Annotated in this window: 11 protein-coding genes and 1 riboswitch; of the genes, 3 read left to right on the top strand and 8 right to left on the bottom strand. The window is 42.8% G+C overall.

Annotated elements, in window-relative coordinates; genetic code table 11:
* Positions 1–24: 24 nt before the first annotated feature.
* The 4 genes from NXR94_RS14780 to sucD form a co-directional block, all read right to left on the bottom strand.
* Positions 25–1,353: an O-acetylhomoserine aminocarboxypropyltransferase/cysteine synthase family protein gene (locus NXR94_RS14780; RefSeq protein WP_258105432.1), complete on the bottom strand. Its 1,329-nt coding sequence runs from the start codon at positions 1,351–1,353 to the stop codon at positions 25–27.
* Between the two features lie 217 nt (positions 1,354–1,570).
* Positions 1,571–1,662, bottom strand: a riboswitch (SAM riboswitch).
* Positions 1,663–1,762: 100 nt separating this feature from the next.
* Positions 1,763–4,234 (bottom strand): hypothetical protein, encoded by a 2,472-nt coding sequence (locus tag NXR94_RS14775; protein WP_258105431.1) that lies wholly within the window; start codon positions 4,232–4,234, stop codon positions 1,763–1,765.
* 102 nt (positions 4,235–4,336) lie between these two features.
* Entirely contained in the window at positions 4,337–5,698 is a 1,362-nt protein-coding gene (locus NXR94_RS14770) for a S41 family peptidase (RefSeq protein WP_258105430.1), read from the bottom strand.
* An 86-nt stretch (positions 5,699–5,784) separates the two neighbouring features.
* Positions 5,785–6,657: a succinate--CoA ligase subunit alpha gene (sucD, locus tag NXR94_RS14765; protein ID WP_258105429.1), complete on the bottom strand. Its 873-nt coding sequence runs from the start codon at positions 6,655–6,657 to the stop codon at positions 5,785–5,787.
* Between the two features lie 122 nt (positions 6,658–6,779).
* Here sucD and NXR94_RS14760 point away from each other — a divergent pair, with 122 nt between their 5' ends.
* Entirely contained in the window at positions 6,780–7,649 is an 870-nt protein-coding gene (locus tag NXR94_RS14760) for a hypothetical protein (protein ID WP_258105428.1), read from the top strand.
* A 250-nt stretch (positions 7,650–7,899) separates the two neighbouring features.
* On the opposite strand, the gene NXR94_RS14755 is transcribed toward NXR94_RS14760, so the two are convergent.
* Positions 7,900–8,790, bottom strand: coding sequence for a DMT family transporter (locus tag NXR94_RS14755; RefSeq protein ID WP_258105427.1), 891 nt, complete (start codon positions 8,788–8,790; stop codon positions 7,900–7,902).
* 113 nt (positions 8,791–8,903) lie between these two features.
* Here NXR94_RS14755 and NXR94_RS14750 point away from each other — a divergent pair, with 113 nt between their 5' ends.
* The gene (locus tag NXR94_RS14750) at positions 8,904–9,221 is read left to right on the top strand and encodes a hypothetical protein (protein ID WP_258105426.1); all 318 of its coding nucleotides are present in this window, start codon (positions 8,904–8,906) and stop codon (positions 9,219–9,221) included.
* Positions 9,222–9,278: 57 nt separating this feature from the next.
* Here the strand turns inward: NXR94_RS14750 and NXR94_RS14745 are convergent, their stop codons facing one another.
* Both NXR94_RS14745 and NXR94_RS14740 read right to left on the bottom strand, forming a co-directional pair.
* Positions 9,279–10,091: a M23 family metallopeptidase gene (locus NXR94_RS14745; RefSeq protein ID WP_308706276.1), complete on the bottom strand. Its 813-nt coding sequence runs from the start codon at positions 10,089–10,091 to the stop codon at positions 9,279–9,281.
* On the bottom strand, positions 10,088–10,945 hold the full coding sequence (locus NXR94_RS14740) for a sterol desaturase family protein (protein WP_308706275.1): 858 nt from the start codon (positions 10,943–10,945) through the stop codon (positions 10,088–10,090). The genes NXR94_RS14745 and NXR94_RS14740 overlap by 4 nt, the downstream gene beginning before the upstream one ends.
* Before the next feature lie 205 nt (positions 10,946–11,150).
* Here NXR94_RS14740 and NXR94_RS14735 point away from each other — a divergent pair, with 205 nt between their 5' ends.
* Positions 11,151–14,492: a glycosyl hydrolase gene (locus NXR94_RS14735; RefSeq protein WP_258105425.1), complete on the top strand. Its 3,342-nt coding sequence runs from the start codon at positions 11,151–11,153 to the stop codon at positions 14,490–14,492.
* A 9-nt stretch (positions 14,493–14,501) separates the two neighbouring features.
* On the opposite strand, the gene NXR94_RS14730 is transcribed toward NXR94_RS14735, so the two are convergent.
* On the bottom strand, positions 14,502–14,870 hold the full coding sequence (locus NXR94_RS14730) for a TfoX/Sxy family protein (protein ID WP_258105424.1): 369 nt from the start codon (positions 14,868–14,870) through the stop codon (positions 14,502–14,504).
* Positions 14,871–14,883: the final 13 nt, after the last annotated feature.

Genomic DNA, 14,883 nt, shown 5'->3' with positions numbered 1-14,883 from the left:
AGATGAGGTTTTGGCTCCGCTATTTTAGATGGTGACTGTATCGTCTGCATATATTTTTTCAAAAGCTTGTTCGAAATCTGCTACTATATCATCAATGTGTTCTATCCCTACTGATACGCGAAGTAAGTTAGGGGATACACCGGTTGCCAACTGCTCGTCCTCAGATAATTGCTGGTGAGTCGTAGCTGAGGGCTGGATAATCAAGGTTTTTGCATCGCCCACATTGGCCAGGTGACTAATCAATTCTAGGCTATCCACAAACTCGGTGGTTTGATCTTTTTCGCCTCTTAGCTCAAAAGAAAGGACCGCACCAAAACCATGTTTCAAATACTTGTTGGCCAGGCAATGGTACTTATTGGTCTCCAATCCGGGATAATTTACTTTTTTCACCAACGGATGTTCATCTAACCAATAAGCCAGTTTCAGGGCGTTGTCAATAGATTTTTGTACTCTAAGTGAAAGCGTTTCCAATCCCTGCAATAGCAGGAAGGAATTAAATGGGCTCAAAGCCGGTCCGAAGTCTCTCAGTCCCTCTACCCGTGCTCTTATTGCAAATGCAATGTTGGGCAAACCGAGAGGGTTGTTCTCTCCAAAGACATCCCAAAAAACCAACCCGTGATAGCCTTCAGCGGGTTCTGTGAATTGCGTAAATTTTCCATTACCCCAGTTGAAATTACCACCGTCCACGATGACTCCTCCAACGGAGGTTCCATGTCCTCCGATCCACTTGGTTGCAGAAGCGGTTACAATGTTTGCGCCATGCTTCAATGGCTGAAATAGGTACCCGCCTGCACCGAAGGTGTTATCCACGATCAACGGAATATCGTGACGTTGAGCAACCGCTGCAATGGCTTCAAAATCCGGAATATTGAATTCAGGATTACCAATGGTTTCCAGGTAGATTGCCCTTGTTTTTTCGTCGATCAGCGCTTCGAAAGACTCAGGATCGTCATTTGGTGCAAACCTCGTTTCGACCCCAAGCCTTTTAAAAGCAACCTTAAACTGATTATAGGTTCCACCATACAAATGCGAGGTGGAGATAAAATTTTCTCCCGCCTGAAGAATATTATTGAGTGCTATGAATTGGGCAGCCTGGCCCGAAGCTACCGCTACAGCAGCCACACCCCCTTCCAACGCCGCGATGCGTTTTTCAAACACATCGGTGGTTGGGTTCATGATGCGGGTATAAATATTTCCGAATTCTTTTAACCCAAACAGGTTGGCACCGTGCTCAGAATCTCTGAAAGTATAAGATGTTGTTTGGTAAATCGGCACCGCTCTGGAGCGGGTCGTTTCATCTATTTCTTGTCCTGCATGTAGTTGCAGTGTTTCAAATCTTAATTCCTGTGACATTGTTAATGGCTTTTAATTTTGTGTAATTGTTAATGATGGATTGTAAGGTGAGCGTAAGATGGTCGCTCTCATTTGACCACAAAATCCTGAATGGGTCAAAGGTGATTAAAGGCCACACATACAATAACCGTCACTGGTCAGTACGTGATAGAACAATGTGATTGGGCTACATGAGCCAGCAAATGGCGTTACGTTTTTTCTAATTTTCATAATTGTCAATTTATCATTCAGGCATTAGCACCTTCCCTTTTTGGGGTGGGGGTTGCTAGCGCGTCATAGAGCCTGTCTCTCAGCGCTTCTTAATAAATCGATCGTTTACCGATTTGAGATGGCAAACGTAATATGTAAATTTTAGTTTACCAACAATTTTGAATCTGTTATTGTGATGAAGACATACACAGTTGGAGGTCTATTGGCCGGAAATCCGCCTTCCAACTTGTATCTGTGTTTTACCCATTATGATTTTACCGGTTTTACTTAGGCCTTCCACGACCACATCGTAAGAGGTTATATCATCTCCTACATAAAAACTGGCCGTTGCTTTGCCTTCTGCTGTCTTAAGTTCAGGCTTCCAACATAATTGGAGTCTGTAATCTGGTTTGACAATGTCCTGATTACCATAATCCGGAGTGTAAAAAACACGTGCCTTATCGTATCCTGTATGAATTACGTACCGCAGCCCCAACTCCTCAATTTCGGATTCAGGGGTTGTGATACTATTGGTGTTTTTTAAGTAGATATACAATGCCGGTAATCCGAAAACATTGGTTGAACCACTTCGATCCATATCAATGAAATAGACATCCCTTACCAAGGTTGATTGCAAAACATTCATAGCAAAGGAGCTTTCAATCAAATTACCATCAACATAGATCTGCGGGGCCTTACTGCGTATGGTAAATTCCTTTCCTGCAGTTAACTGAACACTGGGCATTCGATAAACCAGATCAATCAGGTAATTTGGAGCGGTTTCAACAGAATCCGGTATGAGACGATATTCGGGTGATCCGTATCGACCTCCTACTGCAGATTGATATTTATTATTCACGGCTTCAATCGTAACTGCCTCCAGTACAGTTACATCGTCACCATATGACTGCTCGATCACAAAATTTTTGTTGCTTTTCTGAATAAAGCCAGCAATTACCTCTTCATTACCAGATGTGTCCTGTGGAACTTTATCGGTCATGGGAGGAAGGTTGGTGTCCATCTCGATATAGTATCGATACAGCCTGTCTGTAATCTTCCTTTTTGATTTCAGGACATATTTTACACTATCGTAATGGTAATTGTTGTTGAAGACGAACCTTCCCTGATCATCGGTATGTGTATCGAAAAAGCCTGGTGAGGAGGAGGTGTTATCCTCCAACGGCAAGGTGGTAAGCTGCACATAGCCCGTTTCTATCTTGTCTCTCATTAAATTATTTTTTAGGCTTCCTGAAAGGGTGATTCCTTGCTCAGCCCTCATTTTTATTTGGGAAGTATCGCTTGCTATTACTTTGTCCCAATCAAACCTTCTCCACCCGTGAGTAAGCATAATGGCATCAAGCTCACGTGGGTTTATGCCTGCACTTTTTGTCACGTAGCTTATAGGTATATTTACATTGCCTGGTATGTCCGAACCAATGAGTAAATAAGTTGCTAAATAGTCATCATTATCTGTTCTGGAGATGACTTTATTGTTAGTGACCGACAGTGTGAGGGTTGCTGCCGTTGTATCAGGCAGGGATATCTCCAGATCAACTTTTTCTCTTTTTCCCAGGGCCATTGGCTGTGCATTGATTTTTGCTTCCTGGATTTGATCATCATGATTTATAAAAACAATTCTCTCTGCTTCAGGCCTTCCTGATCGGCTGAAAAAGGTGAAATGGGCAATGCCCGTGGGCATTATCTTTTTAGGGATGGCAACCATTTTTTGATTGACGGGTCCTGTTCCCTGAAGCTTGAAAGAGGTAAAAATTTGTCCTCTTGTATGTCCGATTAGGTACCCACCTTCAAGTCCGCCAGCTATATCGGTACGAATTGAAAGGCGCAAAACCGGAGCGGCGGGATGGTTGATCAATTGAATATTGTAGCTGTTGGTTTGCGCTTTTGGGAACTCATATTTGACATTGGCTGCTGGAGACTCAAGTTCGACTACATATTCGGCTGATGGGTCAAAAAGAAACAAAGTTCCAATCCCCTCTTCATTAGTTTCAAATTTAACAACTGCTTCAGGGTTATTTCGGTTGACGATCTTTCCCTTAACACTGATTTCCTGTCCAGAATCATTCGTTGACTTTACTCCAACCATGGAGGGGTGTCCCGCGACTAGTTGCCCTCCTTCAGGAAAGAACCCGAGATTAATTACCTGTGATTCTTTTACAGAACTTGCAACAGTGGTTAGAGAACCTGAATTCTCCACATTTAAGGGTTCATTGTCAGGCCATATGTCGTAGATATTAATTTTTTTCTTAAACAGGTATTCTTCAGGAAAGTTGAGCATCCAGTTGGTGTACGCCCTAATCATGTAGGTGCCTGGTTTCTGCTTAACAGATACGGGAAACTCTCCTGGAGATGAGCCCTCATTGCAAAAGAGTGTTTTCTTTGAGATCACCTCCCCCTCAGGAGATATGAGTTCAACATACAACGTATTACTGAATGTAATTGGCTGATGGTTAAAGGCATTGACCAAAAAACTCTCGAACCAAATGGTGTCTCCCAATGCATAGTAAGGCTTGTCAGTAACTATATAGGCCTTTTCAGGCATTGTGGTGGAGATGTATTTGGAGAGCTTGATCCCTAGACTGTCAAGAGAATTCTGGGCGAGTAGTGAGTGAAAAGCAGTACAGGTAAATAGAAAAAATCCCAATACTGAATAGAAACATTTTCTTTTAGACATGAATTTATTGATAACGGTGAATTCTTCATTTCTAAAAAAGGGGAGAAATGGCTTAATGAGTCATGATTTTTTTTAGAAAATTAAAAAAAATTACAAATCATGTTATGGCGATAGCACCTTTAACGATCGATTTGGAATGCTAGATCGTAAAGGTTGATCCGTGCTCATTTCGAATTTAGCCTGTCGAGCACTCACACCAAAAATATTATCAATCGCGGCTTGCAAAAGTGGCTCATCCATACTGCCTAATGGATAGAGAACTTTAAAGCGATCCTCTATTGGGACTTCTGGTGTAAACCCGTTCGGATAATCTTCTTCAAGGTCATTGACGATTTTAACAATTATGGGCTGCAGGCCAATTCGGTTATTGCTATGGTTTTCATCATATATTGTAATTGAGCCTACGTCTTTTCCGACTGTGGTATCTCCGACTACATGGATCGTTTGAAATGGTTTGAGTGAATTCATTAAGGCCTCACTTGCTGAAGCGGTATGATCAGCGGTAATAAACGTAATGCCATTGCCCGAAACCTGATCTCCGATATTAGCTGATTTATTGGAAAATTGAATTTGGAGATAATCCGTACCCAGGCTTGGCTCATTGAGGATGTAATCTTGAACTTCTTGATTATACTGCTTTTTCATCACAAACCTTTCTGTGTAAGCTGACGGAACAAGGTAGCTCGCCAGGTTGCGTATAGAACGCTCGCTTCCGCCACTGTTAAATCTCAGGTCTACAATGATGTGGGAGAGCCCTGCGGCCTGATAATTCTGAAATATTTGATCCATTTGATCAGTATATTCTGAGGACGTCTCTGTGGCTCCCGGTGAGAAAAAGGTATACACCAGGTATCCCACCTTATTTCCACTGATATCCAGAATTGTATCTAAGAGGAATGGGTTTTCAGCAAATTGAATTGGTGTGAGGTCAAGGTCTGGTTGTTTGTCAAAGGTCTGGTTTTGAAAATTATATCGCTCATAGGATAGGGTATAAGGAGCCGACATGGCCTCCCGAATGGAGGAAAAATTGGATTCTGTAATATCCGTCCCATTAACTTGTCGGAACAGGTCACCTCGTTTGAGTCCGGCCTGATCCGCAGGTGAACCTTGTTTGATATAGAGGATCACACCGTATACTTTTCCCGGGTTATCTGAGTCTTTGTAAAGCTGATATTCAAAACCCGATTCCAGACTTACACCATTGAGTAGATTAATCAATGTTTCATAGTCTTCGTAGTAAAATGAAAACCGATCTGCTTCATAAAGAAGAGCGTTGTAAAATGCCGGGGCAGATAACGCATAATCAGGATCTGAGGGCAGGAAATCGGTCCAATAATACCAATCGGTCATTTCGCTGTAGATCCATTCATTAACTTCCGTAGCACTGATTTTATCATTTTCCTTTTTACAGGAGACAAAAGAAATCGAAATGGAGAGGAAAAGAATTAATACAGAATGCTTCATGAAATAACGATCTACACAAAAATATAAAACGAAAAAACCCCGAAATGTTCTTCCGGGGTTCCACTTTATTATTTTCAGATGACTTCTTAAGCCAACGCTTTTTTGATGGTTTCACCAATATCTGCTGGTGATTTCACAACATGAATACCATTTTCAGCCATGATCTTCATTTTTGCTTCCGCAGTATCATCTGCTCCACCGATGATTGCTCCGGCGTGTCCCATTCTTCTTCCCGGAGGGGCTGTTTGCCCGGCAATGAAACCAACGACTGGTTTCTTGTTGCCGTTTTCTTTAACCCATCTGGCGGCCTCTGCTTCATAGTTACCACCGATTTCACCAATCATTACGATTGCTTCAGTTTCAGGGTCATTCATCAGAAGTTGTACGGCTTCTTTGGTAGATGTACCAATGATTGGATCTCCACCAATACCGATAGCTGTTGTGATACCAAGACCTGCTTTTACTACCTGATCGGCAGCTTCATAGGTCAAAGTTCCTGACTTTGATACAATACCCACATTTCCTTTTTTGAAGACGAAACCTGGCATGATCCCAACTTTAGCCTCTTCAGGAGTGATAACTCCAGGGCAATTAGGGCCTATCAAGGTAGCCCCTTTTGACTTTGCATATGGCTTTGCAACCATCATGTCTTTTACCGGAATACCTTCAGTGATAGTAATGATCACTTTAATCCCTGCATCGGCTGCTTCCATAATGGCATCAGCCGCAAATGCTGGTGGTACAAAAATGATTGTTGTATCAGCTCCTACAGCCTCTACTGCTTCTTTTACTGTATTAAATACAGGTTTGTCCAGGTGAGTTTGGCCGCCTTTCCCCGGAGTTACTCCGCCTACTACGTTGCTACCATACTCGATCATCTGTGAGGCATGGAAAGTACCTTCTGATCCAGTGAAACCCTGAACGATTATTTTGGAATTTTTATTTACTAGAACACTCATCGATGATAATTTTCTTTCGCTGCAAAAGTATTTCAATTGGGCTGATTGCCAAATGGTTTCTGAATTTAAACTATTACTATAGTTTTGCGACAACCTACCCTATTAAGATTTAAGAGCTACGAATGCACGTAGAGAGCAGAATTTTTCGGTTGACAGCAAGTGACGGACACCATGTGGGGGCATGTCTTTATCAGGGAAATTATGATGTGAAACATCTGATTATCATTGCGTCAGCAGAAGGGGTTCTTCAATCTTATTATACCAAGTTTGCCCAATATGCGGCTTCAGGTTCAGATTTTGACGTTGTCACTTTTGATTATCGCGAAACGGGTGAGTCTGTGGAAAAGCCGGTTGTGACAGAAGAATCCTGTTTATCCGACTGGGGTAAATATGATCTTGATGCGGTTATTGCCTGGGCCTCTGATAAATATGATCAGATTTTTCTGCTTGGTCATAGTGTGGCTGGGCAGATCTTCCCGCTCGCAGAAAGCAGAAAAAGAATCTCGGCAGCTTACTTTGTAGCTTCACAGGATCCCCATTTTAGTTATTGGACAGGTTTTTCGAAATTGAGAGCTTTGGGTTTTTGGTATTTTTTTGTTCCGGTGCTCACCACAGTTTATGGGTTTCTCCCTGGTTACGCGATCAGAGGAAGATGTTCACTGACCAAAGGGGCAGTTAAGGAGTGGCGAACATGGGGTACGAATAAAAACGGGATCAGGCTGTCCGATCCTGAATCAGATGAAAAATACCATGATCTGAATATACCGATTCACTTTGTCAGTTTGTCCGATGACCGGGACTTTGCTCCTGGTGAATCCGTTCAGGCCTTGATGCGGAAGTATGGCAACGCAAAGACTTCTTACCAGCACATTCGCCCTCAGGACATTGGTTTGAATAAAATCGGGCATTTTGGATTTTTTCGTAGCCGGTACCAGGAAAAGTTATGGTCTATGCCCCTGTTTTACTTCACACAGTTCGTCAATACCTTCTAAACCAGAAGGTTTTACCATTAGTGAACACTTATTGTTCGCTGGTGTACAGCGCAAAGCCGTTTTTCTCAATCAATTGGCATAATTGAGACCTATTTAGCATGTTGGCACATTTTTGGAGTTAAACCCTGTATTAGATTGTTAAAGTCTGTTAATTGGAAAACTACAAATCGTGGTCCGCGTAACAGTCTGATAGTAGAATTCTCTTCATATTATATTGGGCAGCAATCGGGTAGTAGCGGTTGCTGCTTTTTTATGGTCTAATCTTCTCACGATTGACAACCATCCCAACACCAATAAATACCAGGATTGAGGCAATTAAATGTTTCAAGGTGAACAGCTCTTCAAAAAATAATGTAGCTACAAGAACGGCAAATACGGGTTGAACATAGATGTATACCCCGATGGTGGAGGGACTTGTTTTTTGCATGGCCCAAATATTGACCAGGTAAGCAATGATGGTTACCCCAACAACAACATAACTGATGCTAAACCAAATTGTAGTATCAAAAGATGACCAGTCTGTCGTCATGAATTGGGAAAACCCTACCGGGATTACAATAAAATTCCCAAGCGTAAAAGCCCACTTGATGATCGTAATGGGGTGGTATTTATTGAGTAGTGGCTTGACCAGTACCAAATAGCTGCCATAACTCACTGCATTTAGAAAAATCATAAGGTCTCCCAACCAGTCTCCTGTGATAGGGACACCTTTCGGTTGGTAGATGATTATTGATGCACCTACCAGGCCAATCAGAAGTCCACTCACCTTTAACGGAGTAATTTTTTCCCCAATAAGAATAACTGACATGGTAAATACAATAGTGGGGGTGAGGGTCATGATCAGGCTGGCATGAATGGCCGATGTGAGACTTAAGCCTTTAAAGAAAAAGAGCATGTTAATGCCTACCCCGAGAATAGCACATAAGACCAGACGCCTTCCGTCAACCTTCCAGTTGATCTTTTCCCTGATGTTTCGAGAGATCATCCAGAAAAAAAGAGTGGCAACCACCACTCGAATAAAAATTAATGCAAAGGGTCCAATGTGATCGGGAACCGAGATTTTGGCGATAGCAAAATTGGCCCCGTAGAGTAGCCCAACAGTTAGTAAAGCAAGATGTCTCAGGAGCCGGTCTGTATTCATGGCGACAAAGTTATGGACCCGCTTGGCAATTATTGACATGAAGAGAAATGAAGGTTGCAAACGTTTGCTTTTAAATGATCTTTTATATAATTTTTTGATTGAATTTGACACTTATGATATTCAACGATCTGGACAAAGCAGTAACTCGACAATTATGTACACTGGCAACTTTAGTTGGTGATACTTCACGCTATGAAGAGGGATTACTTTACACAGGTCAACAATTAGGAGCTTCGAATGAAGAGATTATGGAGATTCTGAGCGAATGGGATGATCATGATGTGATCTCTTTTAAATCGAAAATTGAAAAGGAAAAATTCGTTAAGGAATGTTTCTTCTTCGTCAGTCAAAATGCGCACAATGCTCCTGAAAATTTACTTTATCAAGAGGTATTGAGGGCGCTTCAATTGTATCAACCCTCTCTCAATTAATATACTTTCGTTCCAGCTTAAATGATTACGGAGGCGTGAACCACATGTCTCCTTTTTTTATTTCAGCCTTTTCTGAGCGTAGACCTGATTAACTTGTGGTTCTCCTGTGGTTTTCTCGTCCAGGTAATAGTTGACAGGGAGTGTTATTTTCCCATCCCATGAAGCAGTGTAAACTTCCAAATGAAGGTGAGGCCCCGAGGCCCATCCTGTTGCCCCACTGAGGCCGATTAGGTCGCCTGCCTTCACCCGGTCACCAACTTTAACTATTGCCCCGTTTTTTTTGAGATGAGCATAGTTGGCAATGCTTCCGTCTTCATGGGTTACGAGTACAAGGTTGTTGTATTGTTCACAGCTTTCGTCCGGACAACCCTTATCATATCGCTCAATAACCTTGGTTACGATGCCATCTCTGATCGCCGTGATTTCAGCCCCAACATCCATATTGAAATCCAGAGCATAGAGGTTTTCATGCGTTTTATTCCCCAGATAGCCCTGGTCTATGTTATATGATGTTCCTTTTGGGTAAGGTAGCAGGTAAACATAGTTATCGTCATGTTTGGCCTGGACATCTCCCTCTACGTACAGTATGGATGTACCGTATCCAAATGGTTTATAAATGTCTTTAGGGGCGAGCGTTGTAAAGAGCACTTTTTCTCCTACCTCCAGAAATTTAGTGATAGGTAATTTTTCAGTGGAAGTCATCCCTTTTAATTCACAATCCAACAGAACCGATTGTCCCTGAAATGTTTGATTATGAATGTAGAGCTCGATTGACTTGTCTTTAAGTACAACGGGAACAATTTTCACCTCCTGTGCCAAAGCACACGAGAGGCTGAGGATGAGCGACAGACAGGTGATTATTTCTTTCAATTTTCTTTTTTTTCTTCCTTAACGAATTTGCCGGTTGGAGGTCGATATTTTTGGAAGGGAATAGCCAATAAGTTTCCCAAATTATCATTTTCCGATGGTTTGGTGTGGGTATCTATCCCGTAAATCAAGTCTCTTGAATCTTCGACCTGAGCGAAGGTGCCGAAAACGCGGTCCCAAATGGAAAACATGTTTCCATAATTTGTGTCTGTAAGTGGCTGGGTGTAATGATGATGTACCTTGTGCATGTTGGGAGTAACAAAGACCCATGAAAGCAACCGGTCTAATTTATCTGGCAAACTAATGTTGGCATGGTTGAAATGGGTAAATAAGGCTGATAAAGACTGGTAAATCATAAGCATCCATATCGGAGCACCTGTGATTATTACTCCCAGTATCGTAAATGACATTCTGAAGATGCTCTCGCCTGGGTGGTGTCTAAGTCCTGTGGTGACATCCACATGGGTATCTGTATGGTGGATTAGATGGAAAAGCCACATCCATTTTATTTGATGTTCCAGCCAATGGATAAACCAGGCCCCAATTAAGTCCATCAGGAGCACACACAATATGGTTTTTACCCACAATGGCGCTTCAAAAAGATAGAGCACTCCGATCTCATGATTGGTCACGAAAACAGAAGATCCAACCAGTAAGCTCGCCAGTCCCAGGTTGATTAAAGCTGTAGTGCCATTGAAAAATAAGTTCAATCCGGCGTGACGGATTTTTCGATAAGGGATGGTGAATAATGGTATTATCATCTCAATGATCCAAAAGAAGGCAATCCCTCCTAATAGCATGGTTAACCGAAACCAAAGGGGTGTGTCGCTGAAAAAATCAACCAGTGAATTCATCATTTTTGAATTTCGATCTATTAAAATAACGAATTTGATTTTGAATTAGTCCCTAATAGGAAAACGATTGTACCCAGGCAATTGTAACTTTGACACTCATTCAAAAGACGAACGACATTTGAACCCAAGTAACTTCAGCCTTAGTAATCTGTTTGTTGCATTTCTTATTTTATTCACTTTCCGGTGCGATTCCCCAGCGACAACTGAAGTGGGGAAAGTCCATTTTGATACGAATGATGATCAGCCATGGGTCTTCTGGTACTGGATGTATGCCAGTGTCTCTAAAGAGGGTATTACCGCGGATTTGGAAGCTATGAAAGAAGCTGGTCTGGCCGGGGCTTACATGATGCCTATACTTGGAGAACTGGACCCACCGGTGTATGAGCCCACAGCCCTTCAGCTAAGTCCTGAATGGTGGGGGATGGTGGAGCATGCCATAAAGGAGGCAGGTCGTTTAGGGCTTGAATTAGGCATTCATGCCTCAGATGGGTTTGCGGTAGCTGGTGGTCCCTGGATTAAACCTGAACAGTCCATGCAAAAGTTGGTTTGGTCCGAAACTGTTGTGAATGGCGGGAAGCAGTTCAATGATACGCTTCCTCAACCTCCAACAATCGAAGGTTACTATCGGGACATAGCTATTATAGCTATTCCGAATTTGGGTGGTGAACCGGTATCTTCTTTTAACCTAAACCCTTCTGTAATAAGTGAAAATGCTGAGAATGTAGCTTTTCTTGGAATAGATCAAACGGAAGAGAAGTTTAAATCTGATGATCCTGTATGGATCCAATTCGAATTTGATGATCCATTTACCTGTCGATCAGTACGTCCCACCGGGCCCTCTTCCAACCTTCAATGGCAAAGGCTGACCATGCTTGCCAGTCAGGACGGTGAACAATTTGATACAGTCGCACAAATGAAACCCGCAAGGCAGGGGTGGCAAAACTGGGATGAAGGCTCTACGTTTTCTGTACCTCCTACCACTGCCAGGTATTTTCGATTTGCTTATAATCCTGAAGGTACCGAACCGGGATCAGAAGACCTGGATGCAGGTAAATGGAAAGCCAAATTGGTTGTTCAGAATATTGAATTAATGAATAGCCCTAAAATCCACCAAATTGAAGGTAAGTCCGGATTGGTGTGGAGGATCAGTGACCGAACTAGTGAGAGCCAAATACCAAAATCTCTGTGCACCAGTCAAAACCAGGTTATTCTACTTACAGATTCCCTGGATGAAAATGGTGTTTTGAACTGGAACGTTCCTGATGGGAGTTGGACAGTGCTCAGAATGGGGCATACTTCTACCGGTCATACGAACTATACCGGGGGAGGAGGTCTAGGACTGGAATGTGATAAATTCAGTAAAGAAGCGGTGGCGCTTCAATTCAAAAATTGGTTTGGGGCCATACAGCAAAAGGCAGGTTCGGAATTAGCCAGAGAGGTAATCACTAGGTTTCATGTGGATAGCTGGGAGTGCGGCAGCCAAAACTGGAGCAGCACCTTTGCTGAGGAATTTCTGACCAGACGGGGTTATGAAATCACTCCATACCTACCCGTTTTAGCTGGAATTCCATTGGAGTCTCCCGAGGTTTCTGAACGTTTTTTGTATGATTTTAGGGAAACCATTTCGGAGCTGTATATTGAGAACTTCTACCAAACATTGTCTGAATTGGCTCATAACAATGGGGTTCAGTTTAGCGCTGAAAATGTTTCGCCAACCATGCTCAGTGATGGGGTAAGACATTTTGCAGAGGTGGATTTACCGATAGGGGAATTTTGGCTTAGAAGTCCTACACACGATAAACCAAATGACATGCTGGATGCCATTTCAGGCGGGCATATCTATGGGAAAAAGATTATTCCTGCTGAAGCATTTACCCAGTTAAGAATGGATTGGGATGAGCATCCGGCTAGCCTGAAGGCGCTGGGAGATTATCAGTATACCCTGGGGATCAACAGGTTTGTCTATCATGTCTTTGCGCATAATCCCTGGATGGATCGGAAGCCGGGAATGACTTTGAATGGAGTAGGGCTTTATTTTCAAAGAGATCAGACATGGTGGAAACCAGGGAGAGCAATGGTGGACTATGCGACCAGATGCCAGGCTTTGCTGCAAAATGGCATCCCGGTCCGTGATATTGCGGTTTTTATCGGAGAAGAGCTTCCAAGGCGCTCTATGTTGCCAGATCGTTTGGTAAGGATCTTACCCGGACTTTATGATCAGGAACTGAGGGAAAGAGAAAGCACTCGGCTAAGGAATGAAGGGACACCCACGATGAAGCAGCCAGCTAATGTAACGCTCACAGCCAATATGGCGGTAAATTTTCCCTGGGTTGATCCGCTGAATGGTTATCAGTATGATTCATTTAATCCGCATGCGTTAATGACTTTGGCTCATATAGAAAAGGGTAGAGTGGTTTTTGCGGAAGGTTCAGGCTACGGGATACTGGTGATTCCACAAAATACTTTGATGAATCCTGAGGGCCAACGAATGAGTGTGGCCGTGGCGAGTAAATTATTGAAACTCATAGAGGAAGGGGCAACGGTTTATTTTCAGGGGGAGATGGACCAAACTTTAGGCTTGAAAGGTTCAGATAAGGAACTCGATGCGGTCATGAACCAGATTTTTGGTGGGAAATTCAGCCAATTGGGAGGTTCCTTAAAAATGAAGGCCCTGGGGCAGGGTAAGGTGCTTACAGGAAAATTTGATATTGCCAGTCTTGAGCCTATTGGTATAAATCGGGACTTTGTGGCGATGGATCAAAACGGGAAGCAGGTTGAGGAAATCTCATGGACTCACCGAAAGGATAAGGGCTTTGATCTGTACTTTCTTTCTAATCAAACAGAAGAGGTTAGGGAAATTTACGCTTCGGTGAATTTGGAGGGATATCAACCTGAAATCTATGATCCTGTGGTGGATGAGCTCATTGAAGCTCGGGATTGGAAAGTGATTGAAGGTCGGATTGAGCTACCGCTGAGGTTAGAGCCAAACGGGTCGCTATTCCTGATTTTCAGTAAGGCAGGAGAACCAACCCGGTCTAAAGGAAAAAACTGGAAGGATTTTACCGAGGTCATGCAACTTCAGGAAAGCTGGCAGGTGCAATTTGATACTGCTGATTTTGGGCCAAAAGGAGTTTTTGACTTTGATCGTTTGATCAGTTGGACCGAGCATGAGATTTTTGATATCAGGTATTTTTCGGGGACGGCTACTTATCAAACAACCTTCGAATTTGATAAGAAGAAAGGGGATGCGAGGTACTGGCTGAATCTCGGGGAAGTAGGCAATATCGCAGAGGTTAAAGTAAATGGAGTGCAATGCGCCATCGCATGGACTCCGCCATATCAAGTGGAAATCACTGATGCTCTAAAAGCGGGTATAAATGACTTGATTGTTGAAGTGACCAATACCTGGCAAAATCGACTCATAGGTGATCAGGAATTACCTGAGGAGGAGCGGGTAACTTTTACACCCAGAGCACCTTATTTGTTGGAAGGTCGTCCTTTAATCAGGTCAGGATTATTGGGACCCGTCAGTATATTAAAGGAAGATTAAGCATTGATTTCAGGCATTCTTTCTTTTTTTGGAGGCTTTGGCGTCTGGGTTGAATAACAGGCATTGATCTATCCAGTATTCAAGGTCTGCTTCCATGTCAAAGCCATCGGGTGTGACAAAAATGTATCCTTTCATCGGTCTTCCGGTAAAATCCATCGGCAGGCAAACTTCTTTCTCCAATTGCTTTTCATAGGATGCCTCACCAATTCTGGCCATCAACAGGGAATGTCCTAATTTTTTATCCGTATGAATTCCACAAAGCATCTTGTCATCCACCAGGAAGCATAGGCCTCCCATCATAGGTTTCGATGAAAAATTGGCTTTTTTGGTCTTGAGTATGTTAGAGATCCGCTCTCCCAGATATTCGTCGTATGCCATGGCCTAAGTCTTT

Source organism: Marinoscillum sp. MHG1-6, from assembly GCF_024714475.1.
In the GTDB taxonomy this organism is placed as follows: Bacteria; Bacteroidota; Bacteroidia; order Cytophagales; family Cyclobacteriaceae; genus JAMZMI01.
This window is presented reverse-complemented; position numbering and strand designations above follow the sequence as displayed.

Bases quoted from the DNA above. Each gene is read 5' to 3' on its own strand.
- NXR94_RS14780 (WP_258105432.1), bottom strand. From the start codon at position 1,353: ATGTCACAGGAATTAAGATTTGAAACACTGCAACTACATGCAGGACAA.
- NXR94_RS14775 (WP_258105431.1), bottom strand. From the start codon at position 4,234: ATGTCTAAAAGAAAATGTTTCTATTCAGTATTGGGATTTTTTCTATTT.
- NXR94_RS14770 (WP_258105430.1), bottom strand. From the start codon at position 5,698: ATGAAGCATTCTGTATTAATTCTTTTCCTCTCCATTTCGATTTCTTTT.
- sucD (WP_258105429.1), bottom strand. From the start codon at position 6,657: ATGAGTGTTCTAGTAAATAAAAATTCCAAAATAATCGTTCAGGGTTTC.
- NXR94_RS14760 (WP_258105428.1), top strand. From the start codon at position 6,780: ATGCACGTAGAGAGCAGAATTTTTCGGTTGACAGCAAGTGACGGACAC.
- NXR94_RS14755 (WP_258105427.1), bottom strand. From the start codon at position 8,790: ATGAATACAGACCGGCTCCTGAGACATCTTGCTTTACTAACTGTTGGG.
- NXR94_RS14750 (WP_258105426.1), top strand. From the start codon at position 8,904: ATGATATTCAACGATCTGGACAAAGCAGTAACTCGACAATTATGTACA.
- NXR94_RS14740 (WP_308706275.1), bottom strand. From the start codon at position 10,945: ATGATGAATTCACTGGTTGATTTTTTCAGCGACACACCCCTTTGGTTT.
- NXR94_RS14730 (WP_258105424.1), bottom strand. From the start codon at position 14,870: ATGGCATACGACGAATATCTGGGAGAGCGGATCTCTAACATACTCAAG.